The organism is Spiribacter halobius (assembly GCF_020883455.1).
Lineage (GTDB): Bacteria > Pseudomonadota > Gammaproteobacteria > Nitrococcales > Nitrococcaceae > Sediminicurvatus > Sediminicurvatus halobius.
In genome coordinates this window covers 1,149,735-1,162,666 of sequence record NZ_CP086615.1, presented here as the reverse complement: position 1 = coordinate 1,162,666, position 12,932 = coordinate 1,149,735, and the positions used below count along the sequence as shown (strand labels likewise).

The following is a 12,932-nucleotide window of genomic DNA, read 5'->3' as shown; positions in this document are numbered from 1 at the left end:
GACTCAACACAACGACACAACGGAGCACAACGAGGAGAATCGGAATTCCGGGGAATTCCTCTTCCCAGGAATCTCTTACGTTGTGAATCGTTGTGCCCGTTGTGTCGTTGTGTTGAAAACGCGACCTGAATCCGGCGAAGAAGGCGAAGAACGATGGCCGTTACCCGCGGCGCCAGATGGTGCCTTCGGGCTTGTCTTCGAGGATGACGCCCTGCTCGGCCAGCTGGTCGCGGATGCGGTCGGCGCGGGCGAAGTCGCGCTGGCGGCGGGCCTCGCTGCGCTCGGCGATGAGCGCCTCGATCTCGGCCTCGTCCGGGCCGCTGCGGGGCGTGCCCTTGAGGAACGCCTCCGGATCATCCTGCAGCAGACCCAGCACGCCGGCCAGCGCCCGTAGCCGCGCCCCCAGCCCGGGGGCCGCCGGATCCTGCCCCTCGCGCAGGCGGTTCACCTCGCGCGCGAGCTCGAACAGGACCGACAGGGCCAGCGGCGTGTTGAAGTCGTCGTCCATGGCCTCTGCGAAGCGCTCGGCGAAGGTCTCGCCGCCCGCGGCCGCAGCCGCCGGCAGCCCGCGCAGGGCGAGGTAGAGCCGCTCCAGCCCGCCGCGGGCGTTGTCCAGGGCATCCGGGGTGTAGTTCAGCGGGCCGCGGTAGTGGCTCGACAACAGGAAGTAGCGCACCACCTCCGGCGCATGCACGGCCAGGATGTCGCGGACGGTGAAGAAGTTGCCGAGGGATTTCGACATCTTCTCGTCGTCGATGCGCACATGGCCGTTGTGCATCCAGTAATTGACGAAAGGGTGCCCGGTGGCGGCCTCGGACTGGGCGATCTCGTTCTCGTGATGCGGGAATTTCAGGTCCAGCCCGCCGCCGTGGATATCGAAGTGCTCGCCGAGGCAGGCGGTGGACATGGCCGAGCACTCGATGTGCCAGCCCGGCCGCCCGGCGCCCCAGGGTGAGGGCCAGCTGGGCTCGCCCTCGCGGGCGGCCTTCCAGAGCACGAAGTCCGCCGGGTCTCGCTTGTGCTCGCCCGGCTCGATGCGGGCACCGGCCCGCAGGTCCTCCAGGCGCTCGCCGGAGAGCCGGCCGTAGTCCGGAAACCGGCTCACGGCATAATAGACATCGCCGTTGGCGGGATAGGCGTAACCGCGCTCGATGAGACGCTCGATCATGGCGACGATCTCGTCCATGTGCGCTGTGGCCCGGGGCTCCGCGTCCGGCCGGAGGCAGCCGAGGGCGTCGGCGTCCTCGTGCATGGCCTCGGTGAAGCGGGCGGTCACGGCCTCCATCGGCTCGCCCAGCTCGGCGGCCCGGCGGATGATCTTGTCGTCGACGTCCGTGATGTTGCGCACGTACTCCACGGCATAGCCGCTGTGCCGCAGATAACGCACCACCGTGTCGAACACCACCATGGCGCGGGCATGGCCCAGGTGGCAGTAGTCGTAGACCGTCATCCCGCAGACGTAGAGGCGCACCCGCGGCGGATCGATGGGCCGGAACGGCTCCTTGCGGTCAGTGAGGCTGTTGTGGATCCGAAGCATCGAGGCTCGTCCCGTTGGCAGCGAGTTCACGCGCCCGCTCCAGACGGGCGCGGCGGATGTCGTCGGGCATGAGGTCGAGCAGCTCGCCCAGGCCCGGCCCGTGGGGCACGCCGGTGAGCGCCAGGCGCAGCGGCAGGAACAGCGCCCGGCCGCGGCAGCCGGTGGCCTCCGCGAGGGCCCGGCGCAGGCTGTCCCAGCCGGCACCGGGACTGGCCGCGATAACCTCCGACACGGCATCGAAGAAACCCGGCCCCGCCGCGACCAGCGTCGCCGCGGCGTCGGCCGCCAGCGTCAGCGGCGCCGGATCGTAGAGCCTGCGCGCCCAGTCCGCCAGCTCCTGTGGAAAGCGCAGGTTCGGGCGCACGGTTGCCACCAGGGCCTCCCGGGCCTCGGACGGCACGAGGTCCGCCGGCAGCCACGCCGTCAGCGCCGCCACCGGCAGCACGGCCATCGCGCGCTCCTGCCAGTGATCGAGCTGGGCGCCGTCGAAGCGCGCAGGAGCGCGCCCCAGCGCGGCGAGGCGGAACCCGCGGGCAAGGCCGTCCAGGTCCAGCAGCTCGTCCGACGCCGGCTGATAGCCGAGCCGGGCCAGATAGTTGAGCAGTGCCTCCGGGCGGTAGCCTGCCGCGCGCAGTTCCGCCACCGCCCCCGCGCCATGGCGCTTGGACAGCGGCGCCCCGTCGTCGCCGACGATCATCGGCAGATGGGCATAGACCGGCGCAGCGAATCCGAGTGCCTGGAGCAGCAGAAGCTGACGCGGGGTATTGGCGAGATGGTCCTCGCCGCGCAGGACGTGAGTAATACCGCCAAGGGCGTCGTCCACGGCATTGCCAAACAGGAACGCCGCCGTGCCGTCGGTCCGGCGAATCACGAAGTCGCCGAGATCAGCGCTTGCGAACGCCTGGGGGCCGCGCACGCCGTCGTCGAAGGTGATGCGCCGGGCAGCGGGCACCCGGAAGCGCAGCGTGGCCGCCTCGCCGGCGGCGAGCCGCCGGCGGGCCTCGGCCCGCGGGATGGCGGCACAGGTGCCCGGGTAACGTGGCGGCTGCCCGGCCGCCCGCTGCCGCGCCCGCGCTTCGGCGAGCGCCTCGGCGCTGCAGAAGCAGGGATAGGCGGCGCCGGCCTCCTCCAGGCGCTCGAACAGCGGCGCGTACACCCCACCGCGCTCGGCCTGCCGCCACGCCGACTCCGGCTGACCGTCTCCGGGCCCCTCATCCCAGTCCAGTCCGAGCCAGCGCAGGTCCTCCAGCAGCGCGTCCAGATACCGGGTCTCGCTGCGCGCGGCATCGCTGTCCTCGATGCGCAGGCAGAAACGCCCGCCCGCGGCACGCGCCAGCAGGACGTTGAACAGCGCGGTGCGCAGGTTGCCGAGATGCAGCAGGCCCGTCGGGCTCGGCGCAAACCGGGTTTTCACGGCAGGCGGCGTCATGGTCGGCGAATGGTACTACCCCAGCCGGCATTTCTCACCGATCCGCGCATGCGGGCGCGGGCCGGGCTTCCACCCGATGCGACGCCGGCGGTAACCTGCGAGCGGGTCTGCCGCAGGAGGAGCATCATGCCTGCCGAAAGGGCAGCCATTGCCCGCCATGATAGCCACGCCGCGCCGGTGCTGTTCGCCGCCGACATGCACCTCGACCCGGACCGCCCGGCCGTCACCGAGGCCTTCCTGCGCTTTCTCGCCAGCGACGCTGCCCGCGCCCAGGCTCTTTATCTGCTGGGCGATCTGTTCGAGGCCTGGATCGGCGACGACGCCGTGCCCCCCGAGCACCCCGTGCTCGCCGCCCTCCGGCGGCTTACGGACAGTGGCGTCTCGCTGTGGCTCATGCACGGCAATCGGGATTTCCTTCTGGGCGAGGGGTTCGAGGCGGCCACGGGCGGCACGTTGCTGCCGGAACCCAGCCTGATCCGCATCGACGACGAGCCGGTGCTCATCGAGCACGGCGACGCCCTGTGCACAGACGATGGCGAATACCAGCGCTTCCGCGCCATAGTCCGCGACCCGGCATGGCAGTCGCGCTTTCTCGCCCTGTCGGTGAGCGAGCGCCTGGCCCAGGCCAGGCAGGCGCGGGCGCAGAGCTCGCAGCATGGTCAGGCCACGGCGGATGCGATCATGGACGTGAACCCGGGGGCGGTGGCCGAGCGCTTCCGCGAGTTTGGCGTCCGCCGCCTGATCCACGGCCATACCCATCGCCCGGCAGTGCACGAGTCCGAGGTGGACGGCACCCCCGTCACCCGCATCGTCCTCGGCGACTGGTTCGAGCAGGGCAGTCTGCTGCGCGTGACCGATGGCGAGTATCGGCTGGAGACGCTGCCGCTTCCTCGGAAGTAGATCCTTTTTCCGCGAAGCCGGGACCAGCGAAAGTGCTGTGCCCCGTGCGGGAACCCCGGCGCCGCGGAATCCCTGCACTTCAGCGCGACCCCCGCGACAACACCCGGACCTATTGCATGCAAAATGCAGCCGGAGCGCACCCGATTCTCAAGTCCCCTGGCCGCCAGCCGCGAGCCGTTTGATTTCCCGGAAACTCATGAGCATCACTCGGCCCGACCCCGGTCATCCGACCCGGGTGGCCGGGGCCGGAATTTGCGGACATAATGCAATTTCATGTCGAGGATAGAGGTGCGTCATGGTTGCGCAGCCGGCAGAAACGGCCCGCTCCGGCGGCGGCACGGCAAGGCCGGGGGACAGTGCCCTGGCCACACGGCTGCGCCGGGAGCTGCGCGGCGAGGTACTCTTCGACGCCTTCTCCCGGGGGCGGTATTCCACCGACGCCTCCGTCTATCAGATCGAGCCCATTGGCGTCGTCGTGCCCCGGGACGAGCAGGACGTCGCCAGCGCCATCGCGATCGCCCGTGAGACCGGGGTGCCGGTGCTGCCGCGGGGCGGCGGGACCTCGCAGTGCGGGCAGACCGTCAACGAGGCGCTGGTCCTCGACTGCAGCAAGTACATGAACCGTGCGCTGTCCGTGGACCCGGAGCGTCAGGTCGCCGTGGTCCAGCCCGGCGTGGTGCTGGACGAGCTGAACAAGTCCCTGAAGCGACATGGCCTCTGGTATCCGGTGGATGTCTCCACCTCGGCCCAGGCGACCCTCGGCGGGATGGCCGGCAACAACAGCTGCGGCACCCGGAGCCTGCGCTACGGCAACATGGTGCACAACACCCGCGCCATCGATGCCGTGCTGCCCGACGGCGAGGCGCTGCACTTCGGTGCGTTGCCGCCGCCTGACAGCATCCCCGAGGGGTCCGCCCGCTATCGCGAGCTGGTGCGGGCGCTGCATGCCCTGTACGGCCGGGAGCGCGACGAGCTCGCCGCGCGCTTCCCGGACCTGCGGCGGCGGGTGGGCGGCTACAACCTGGATCGGCTCGCCCCCGAGGGCGGCAACCTCGCCAAGCTGCTGGTGGGATCCGAGGGAACGCTCGCCTTCTTCCAGCGCATCGAGATCGACCTGTCGCGGCTGCCGGCCCACAAGACCCTCGGCATCTGCCACTTCCCCACGTTCCGCTCCGCCATGGAGGCGGCCAAGCCCATCGTCGAGGAGCTCTCTCCCGCCGCGGTGGAGCTGGTGGACAATACCCTCATCGAGCTAGGGCTGGAGATCGACATCTTCCGCCCGGTGATGGAGCGCTACATCAAGGGGCGCCCCGCGGCGGCGCTGTTCGTCGAGTTCTCCGGCGACGACCGCGACACCGAGATCGCCCATCTCGACCGCCTCGCCGAGCTGATGGCCGACCTTGGCCATCCGGACAGCGTGGTGAAGGTGATCGAGCCCGCCGAGCAGGGCGCCGTCTGGGGCGTGCGCAAGGCCGGGCTCAATATCATGATGTCCATGAAGGGGGACGGGAAGCCGGTCTCTTTCATCGAGGACTGTGCGGTACCCCTGGAGCACCTGCCGGACTACACCGAGCGCCTCACCGCCGTGTTCCACAAGCACGGCACGGAGGGGACCTGGTACGCCCACGCCTCCGAGGGCTGCCTGCACGTGCGCCCCATCATCAACCTCAAGGAGGATGCGGGGGCGCGGAAGATGCGCGCCATCGCCGAGGAAGCCTTCGCCATGGTGCGGGAGTACAAGGGCTCCCACTCCGGCGAGCACGGCGATGGCATCGTGCGCTCGGAGTTCCATCGCGACATGTTCGGCGACCGCCTCGTCGCCGCCTTCGGCGAGGTCAAGCGCCTGTTCGATCCTGCCGGGCTGATGAACCCCGGGCGCATCGTCGACCCGCCGCGCATGGACGACCGCACCCTCATGCGCTACAAGCCCGGCTACCGTACGATCCCCCTGCGCACGGCCCTGGACTGGACCGCCCAGGGCGGCTTCGCGGCGGCCGTGGAGATGTGCAACAACAACGGCCACTGCCGCAAGTTCGACGCCGCGGTGATGTGCCCCTCCTACCGGGCCACCCGCAACGAGCAGGACCTCACCCGCGGCCGCGCCAACAGCCTGCGTCTGGCCCTCTCCGGGCAGCTCGGCGAGGACGCGCTCACCAGTGACGACATGTACCAGACGCTGGCGAAGTGCGTGAGCTGCAAGGGCTGCCGGCGGGAGTGTCCGACGGGCGTGGACATGGCCAAGATGAAGGTGGAGTTCCTCCATCACTACCACGCCCGCCACGGCCGCAGCCTGCGCGACCGGCTGATCGCCCACATGCCGCGCTATGCCCCCTGGGCCTCGCGCCTGCGGTGGCTCGCCAACGCCCGGGACCGAATCCCGGGCCTGGCCGCCCTGTCCGAGCGCCTGATCGGCTTCGCCGCTGCGCGGCCGCTGCCCCGGTGGGCGGCCCGGCCCTTCCGCGACGAAGGCACCCTCGCCGAGGGCAGCCGCGGCCGCGTGGTGCTGTTCGCGGACACCTTCAACCGCTGGTTCGAGCCGCGGCATCTGCGGGACGCGGTGCAGGTGCTCGCCGCCGGCGGCTACGAGGTCATCGCCGCGCCGAGCGGTGGCGGGCGACCGCTCTGCTGCGGGCGCACCTACCTCTCGGTGGGAGATACCGACGCCGCCCGCGCCGAGGCCCGGCGCACCATCGAGGCCCTGCTGCCCCACGTTCGGGCCGGCACCCCCGTGGTCGGCCTTGAGCCCTCCTGCCTGCTCACCCTGCGCGACGAATTCCGCTCCCTGCTGCCGGGGGAGGACAGTGATGCCCTCGCCAGTCACGCCTACCTGCTGGAGGAGTTCCTGGCGTCCGAGCTCGATGCCGGTCGCCTCGAGCTGCCGCTGGCGCCGCAGCCGGGGCGGCGCGCCCTGCTCCACGGCCACTGCCATCAGAAGGCCTTCGACGCGGTGCGTCCCATCGAGCGGGTGCTCGGCTTGATCCCCGAGCTCAGGGTGGAGACCATTCCGGGCACCTGCTGCGGCATGGCGGGCGCCTTCGGCTACCAGGCGGAGCATCACGAGACCTCCCTCGCCATCGGCGAGCTGGACGTCCTGCCCGCCGTGCGCGAGGCCGAGGCCGATACCTGGATCGTGGCGGACGGCACCAGCTGCCGCCACCAGATGGCCGACGGCGCCGGCCGTGGCGACGCCATGCACGTCGCCTCGGCGCTCGCCGCCGCGCTGGCGCCGGAGACCACCCATGGCTGAGCCGGGAGCCCCGATGAGGATCGTCAAGCCGTCCCTGCACGCGGCCTGCGCTGACCGCATCCGCGAGAAGATCTCCTCGGGCGCCCTGGCGCCCGGCGAGCGCATCCCCGAGCGGGAGCTCTGCGAGCAGTTCGGCGTCTCCCGCACGCCGCTACGGGAAGCCCTGAAGGCGCTGGCGGCGGAAGGCCTGGTGGAGCTCTCGCCCAATCGCGGCGCCCACGTCGCCCGACTGGATCGGCAGGACATCGAGGAGGTCTTCGAGGTCATGGCGAGCCTGGAGGCCCTGGCGGGCGAGCTCGCCTGCCAGCGCATCTCCGAGGCCGAGCTCGCCGACGTCCGCGCCCTGCACTACGAGATGCGCGCCCACTACGAGCGCGGCAATCTGCCCGAGTACTTCCGCTGCAACCAGCGCATCCACCAGGCGATTATCGCGGCTGCCCGCAACGCGACGCTGCAGCGGGTGCACGAAGGACTCGCCGGGCGCCTGCAGCGCGCCCGCTACGTCGCCAATCTCAGCGGCCAGCGCTGGGCCGGCGCCGTGGCGGAGCACGAGCGCATCCTGGACGCACTTGTAGCCCGGGACGGCGAGCGCCTCGCCGAACTGCTGCGGGGCCATCTGCGGCACAAGCTGGACGCCGTCATCGAGGCCCGCTTCACCACCAACGGCGAGGCCAAGACCGAGGCCGGCGACGGCTGATCCTGCCGACAGCGCGGCGCCTGGCACGAAACACCGGTTCGCGGCCGCAATGAGGCTTATCCGGACGACCATCCGCGCCTAATTTGCCTGCTCCCCGGGCCACCACCGGCCCGCACCCAGAGGAGCAGACAGGTTATGCAAACCGCCGGAACACCATCCGACGCGCCGATTGCCCGGGCCGCCACCGAGCTGCGTGGACGGCAGCCGACACTCCGGCTGGCCGAGGCGGCGACACCGACGCAACTCGCCGCCGTCGCCGACCTGCTGGAAGACTACGAACAGACCCTCGGCATCGATATCGCCTTCGACGGCCTCGCCGGGGAACGTAGCGCGCTGCGTGCCGGCGACTCCGGCGATGGCATCCTGCTGCTGGCGACCGCGGGCGGTGAGCCCGCGGGCTGCTGCGCGCTTCGCCCCCGCGGTGACGGGGTCTGGGAGCTGAAACGGCTGTTCGTGCGCGCTGACTGCACCGGCCAGGGCATTGGTGAGCGCCTGGTCCGTCGCGGCCTCGCCCTCGCCGGTGCTCGCGGCGCACGCTGCGTGCGGCTCGAGACCAGCCGTCTACTGGTTGCCGCCCAACGGCTCTATCAGCGCCTGGGCTTCCGCGAGGTGCCGCTGGAGCGCGACCTGCAGATTCCGCTGCCGCTGGCCATGGCCTTCCATCTGCCCTGACCCCCGCGCGTGGGCTCACTCGAAGCGCAGTGGCTGGCCCTTGCGGTCGAAGGCCACGAACCCGGAGAGATCGCCCCCGGCATGGATGGTCTTGATCATCGTGTTGAGTCCGTGAGTGGCGTCATCGTCGCTCGGTGCGCGGCCGTTCTGCCCGGAGATGGCCGCCACCAGCACCACCTGCCAGTCCTGGTCCGGATCCGGTGCCTCGGCGGCCAGCGCCTCCAGGCTGGACAGCTCTTCGGGCTCGCGGTCCACGCACATCAGCGGCTGCAGCGCGCCGCCCTGCCCCGCCCGGAAACGCTCGGCCTGCGCCGCATCGTGATCATCCGGCAACACCGGGCGGGCGAAGACGAACAGTAGCCGCTGCGGCTCCCGCTGCTCCCGAGCCGCCCGAATCAGGCTGGCAAAGCTGTCGATCATGGTCATGGCAAACTCCGGTGTGCTGACGGGTGAGCACCATTGTAGGTCGCGTACGGCCGTAGGTCGGCAAGCGCGCAAGCGCTCGCCGACACGCCGCGCAGAGCGCGCTCCGGAATTCGCCTGCCGGCGTGTCGGCGAGCGCTTGCGCGCTTGCCGACCTACGGCGCGGAGCGGGCCTGGAGCGCGGCGGCGGGTTCGGCGTCTGCCTCGACCACCTCGAGGCGGTCGAGGCTCGCGGCAAGCCAGCTCCAGAGGTAACGGGCCATGCTGCGGCGGACCTGCAGCCACAGGCGCCCGGAGTCGAGGGCGTAGAGGAGCACGCTGGCCTGGGCCAGGCGGGTCTGGGCGCAGCGCCCGGCGGGGAACGACTGCGGGTGGAGGTCCAGCGGGCAGCCGCGAGCGAGGAGATCGCGGGCCTGGTGGCCTGCGAGCTCGATCCAGGTCTGGCCATCGCCGAGGTCGGTGACCGCGGCGTGCATGCCCTGCAGCCGGGCCATCAGTTCCTCCACCGAGGGCGTCAGCTCGGGGTCGGCCACCGCCAGCCACTCGTCCGGGCCGAGCCAGAGCAGTGTTACGCCCCGGCCCCGGGCGACGGTATTGGGGGCTGCGGGAGGCGCGGCACCGAGGGCCTCCGCCACGCCGTCGCGAAAGCCGGCCTCACCGATGCGGCCGCGGAGGTTGAGCACGCCACCGGGTAGCACCGGCGCCACCGTCACTCCGGGATGCTGCAGGGCCGGCAGCCCGTCAAGGGCCCCGTGTCGAGTGGGCGTCTCAGACATTCTGGCGCTCCCCTTCCGCATCGAAGAACAGGGGCCGGGTAACCGTCAGCGGGATCACGCCGGCGTCCAGGTCCCAGGCGAAGAGCCGCTCGCCGTAGCGCTCGCGGCCGCCGTTGACGAAGCCGAGCGCGATGCTGCGCCCGATGCGGGCGGCATAGTAGCTGGAGGTAACCCAGCCGTGCATGGGCACCGGCGGCGTCGCGTCCGGGTCCGCCACCAGCTGGGCGCCCTCGGGGATCACCCGTTCGGGGTCCTCCGGCGTGAGCCCCACCCACTGCGGGCGGTCCGCCCGCTGCAGCTCGGGACGCTGCAGTGATCGCTTGCCGAGGCAGTCCTTCTTCCGGCTCACCAGCCCGTCCATGCCGAGGTCGATGGGGCTGATCGAGCCGTCCGTGTCCTGGCCGACGATGATGAAGCCCTTCTCGGCCCGCAGCACGTGCATGGTCTCGGTGCCGTAGGGCGTGGCGCCGTAGCGCTCGCCCGCCTCCATCACCCGGGTCCACAGATCCAGTCCGAAGTTCGCCGGCACGCTGACCTCGAAGGTCAGCTCGCCGCTGAAGCTCACCCGCTGCACCCGCGCCGGCATGCCGGCCACGCTGCCCGTGCGCACGGACATGAAGGGGAACGCTTCCGCCTCCAGGGGAATGTCCGTGCCGAGGTCCCACAGCAGGTCCCGGCTGTGCGGCCCGGCCAGGGACACGGTGGCCCAGGCGTCGGTGACAGAGGTGAGATAGACCTCCAGCTCCGGCCATTCGGTCTGCAGCCAGCGCTCCAGCCAGGCCAGCACCCGGGCGGCGCCGCCGGTGCTGGTGTACATCAGGTAGTGCTGCTCGCCAAGCCGGGCGGTGACACCGTCGTCCAGCACCATCCCGTTCTCGTCGAGCATGAGGCCATAGCGGCAGCGGCCCACGGCGAGCTTCCGCCAGTTGTTGGTGTAGACGCGCTCGAGCAGGGTCACCGCGTCCGGACCCTGGATGTCGATCTTGCCGAGGGTCGAGTAGTCGAGCACGCCGACCCCCTGGTGGGTCGCGAGGCACTCCCGGGCGACGGCCGCGTCCATGTCCTCGCCCTCGCGGGGGTAGTAGCGGGCGCGCTTCCACTGGCCGACGTCCTCGAATACGGCGCCCTCGGCCTCGTGCCATTCGTGCATGGGCGTGCGCCGGATGGGCTGGAACAGCTCGCCGGTTTCCGGCCCCACCAGGGCGCCGAAGGTCACCGGCGTCCAGGCCGGGCGGTAGGTGGTGGTCCCGACGGCCTCCGGCGCCTTGCCCAGGGCCTCGGCGACGATGCCCATGCCCACCAGATTCCCGAGCTTGCCCTGATCGGTCCCGAAACCGAGCACGCTGTAGCGCTTCACGTGCTCTATCGAGCGGTAGCCCTCGCGCAGGGCGAGCTCGAGGTCGCTGGCCTTGACGTCGTTCTGCAGATCGACGAAGGCCGGGCCCTTGCCCGGCACGCGCCAGAGCACCTCCAGGCCCTCGGGCCCGGGCTCGGCGTCGGTGACCGTGGGCGCGGCGGGCGCGTCGCCGTCACCCCGCCCTGCGGCCCGCGCCGCCTCGGCACCGGCGGCGAAGCCCTCGGCGATGGCGGCGGCGAGGTCGAAGGTGCCTCGGCAGGCGCCGACGGCACGGCTGTGGGGCAGGTCCTCCGCGGGCACGAAGCTCGCCAGCCCGGGCACCCAGCGGAGCTCGCCCCGGGCGTGGGAGTGCAGGTGCACCGACGGATTCCAGCCGCCGGAGACGGCGACGAGATCGCAGTCGATGTCCTGCGTGCCGCCTTCGGCAGCGCGCACCGAGACCCGCCGCACCCGCCGCCTGCCGGCGGTGGCGCTGATCACGCTCCCGGGCAGGACCCGGGCGCCGGCCGCCTCTGCCTGCTCTGCCGCCGCGCCGGGCGTGCGGCGCGCGTCCACCACGGTCACCGCTGCGTCCGCGGCCAGCAGCGCGTGGGCGGTGGCGTAGGCGGAGTCGTTATTGGTGAACACCACCGCGCGGCGCCCACAGCGCACGGCATAGCGCTCCAGATACTCCCGCACCGCCGAGGCGGTCATGATCCCGGGGCGGTCGTTGTCGGGGAAGGCAATGGGTCGCTCAATGGCCCCGGCGGCGATCACCAGCTCGCGGGTGCGCACCCGCCAGAAGCGCTCCCGCACCGGAGCCTCCGGGCGCTGCTCCTGCACCCGCTCCACCAGGCCGATGAAGCGGTGATCGTAGTGGCCGAACACCGTGGTGGCGGGCAGCACCCGCACCTCGGGCAGCTGCTCCAGCGCGCCGCGCATCGCCCCGGCCCAGTCCGCCGCGCTCTGACCGTCGATGCGCGCGCGGCTCGCCAGCAGGCCGCCCCCCGCCTCGGCCTGCTCGTCGGCGATGATCACACGGGCCCCCGCGCGGGCGGCCGCGAGCGCGGCGGCGAGCCCCGCCGCACCGGCGCCCGCCACGAGCACGTCGCAGTGGGTCTCGACCTTCTCGTAGCGGTCCGGGTCGGGGCTGTCCGGTACCATGCCGGTGCCGGCGGCGGGCCGGATCACGCGCTCGTAGCGCTCCCACCAGCCCCTCGGGGCCATGAAGGTCTTGTAGTAGAAGCCTGCCGGCATCAGCTTGCCGGCGAGGTCGAACACGGCCATGGCGTCGGTGTTCACGCTCGGGCGGCCGTTGACCGAGCGCGCCTCGAGGCCGTCACGCAGCGGCAGCTGGGTGGCGCGCGTGTTGGGTAGCGCAGCGGCACCGCGGCCCACCTGCAGCAGGGCGTTCGGCTCCTCCGGCCCCCGGCCGACGATGCCCCGCGGGCGATGCAGCTTGATGCTGCGGGAAACCAGGTGCACGTCGTTGGCGAGCAGCGCCGAGGCAAGCGTGTCCCCGGCATAGCCCTGATAGCGCTCACCGTTGAACATGAACGCGAGCGGCCGCTCGCGGTCGATACGCCCGCCCTGGGGCAGCCTCGCGGTCATGCGCCCTCCTCCGTCGTCGCCGGAATCTGACCCATGCGGTACACCCGGCGGATCTCGTAGCTGACGGTGTGGCGCTCGACATTGAACCAGCGCCGGCAGCCGTGGGCGTGCAGCCACTGTTCCCGGTGCCAGCCCTTGGGATTCTTCCGCGCGAACAGATACTCCGCCCACTGCTCGTCGGAGAGCGCATCCGGCTCGACAGGCCGCGCGATATGCGCCTCGCCGCCATAGCTGAACTCGCTCTCGTCCCGCGGCCCGCACCAGGGGCATTCGATCAGCAGCATCGGCAGTGCCTCCTCGGATG

10 protein-coding genes are annotated in these 12,932 nt (G+C 71.4%); 4 read left to right on the top strand and 6 right to left on the bottom strand.

Features of this window, described 5'->3' with window-relative positions; all coding sequences use genetic code 11:
• Positions 1–160 precede the first annotated feature (160 nt).
• Together cysS and gltX are read right to left on the bottom strand one after the other, a co-directional pair.
• The gene (gene cysS / locus LMH63_RS05315) at positions 161–1,537 is read right to left on the bottom strand and encodes a cysteine--tRNA ligase (RefSeq protein ID WP_109676740.1); all 1,377 of its coding nucleotides are present in this window, start codon (positions 1,535–1,537) and stop codon (positions 161–163) included.
• Positions 1,509–2,966, bottom strand: a complete 1,458-nt coding sequence (gene gltX / locus LMH63_RS05310) for a glutamate--tRNA ligase (RefSeq protein WP_109676741.1) — start codon at positions 2,964–2,966, stop codon at positions 1,509–1,511. Before gltX ends, cysS begins: the two co-directional genes overlap by 29 nt.
• 126 nt (positions 2,967–3,092) lie before the next feature.
• Between gltX and LMH63_RS05305 the strand changes: the two genes are divergently transcribed.
• The 4 genes from LMH63_RS05305 to LMH63_RS05290 all read left to right on the top strand — a co-directional run bounded on the left by LMH63_RS05305 (position 3,093) and on the right by LMH63_RS05290 (position 8,482).
• Complete coding sequence (locus LMH63_RS05305; RefSeq protein WP_109676742.1) at positions 3,093–3,866, top strand: UDP-2,3-diacylglucosamine diphosphatase; 774 nt, start codon at positions 3,093–3,095, stop codon at positions 3,864–3,866.
• 295 nt (positions 3,867–4,161) lie between these two features.
• Positions 4,162–7,113, top strand: a complete 2,952-nt coding sequence (locus tag LMH63_RS05300; protein WP_109676743.1) for an FAD-binding and (Fe-S)-binding domain-containing protein — start codon at positions 4,162–4,164, stop codon at positions 7,111–7,113.
• On the top strand, positions 7,106–7,810 hold the full coding sequence (locus LMH63_RS05295) for a GntR family transcriptional regulator (RefSeq protein ID WP_109676745.1): 705 nt from the start codon (positions 7,106–7,108) through the stop codon (positions 7,808–7,810). The genes LMH63_RS05300 and LMH63_RS05295 overlap by 8 nt, the downstream gene beginning before the upstream one ends.
• A 135-nt stretch (positions 7,811–7,945) precedes the next feature.
• The gene (locus LMH63_RS05290) at positions 7,946–8,482 is read left to right on the top strand and encodes a GNAT family N-acetyltransferase (protein WP_109676746.1); all 537 of its coding nucleotides are present in this window, start codon (positions 7,946–7,948) and stop codon (positions 8,480–8,482) included.
• Between the two features lie 15 nt (positions 8,483–8,497).
• On the opposite strand, the gene LMH63_RS05285 is transcribed toward LMH63_RS05290, so the two are convergent.
• The 4 genes from LMH63_RS05285 to LMH63_RS05270 form a co-directional block, all read right to left on the bottom strand.
• Complete coding sequence (locus LMH63_RS05285; protein WP_109676748.1) at positions 8,498–8,908, bottom strand: ribonucleotide reductase subunit alpha; 411 nt, start codon at positions 8,906–8,908, stop codon at positions 8,498–8,500.
• 152 nt (positions 8,909–9,060) lie between these two features.
• A complete protein-coding gene (locus LMH63_RS05280) occupies positions 9,061–9,681 on the bottom strand; it encodes a sarcosine oxidase subunit gamma (RefSeq protein ID WP_158280304.1) in 621 nt (206 codons plus the stop codon).
• Positions 9,674–12,628 carry a sarcosine oxidase subunit alpha family protein gene (locus LMH63_RS05275; RefSeq protein ID WP_109676752.1) on the bottom strand — a complete coding sequence of 985 codons (2,955 nt, stop codon included), beginning with the start codon at positions 12,626–12,628 and terminating at the stop codon, positions 9,674–9,676. Before LMH63_RS05275 ends, LMH63_RS05280 begins: the two co-directional genes overlap by 8 nt.
• Positions 12,625–12,912, bottom strand: a complete 288-nt coding sequence (locus tag LMH63_RS05270) for a sarcosine oxidase subunit delta (protein WP_109676754.1) — start codon at positions 12,910–12,912, stop codon at positions 12,625–12,627. The genes LMH63_RS05275 and LMH63_RS05270 overlap by 4 nt, the downstream gene beginning before the upstream one ends.
• Positions 12,913–12,932: the final 20 nt, after the last annotated feature.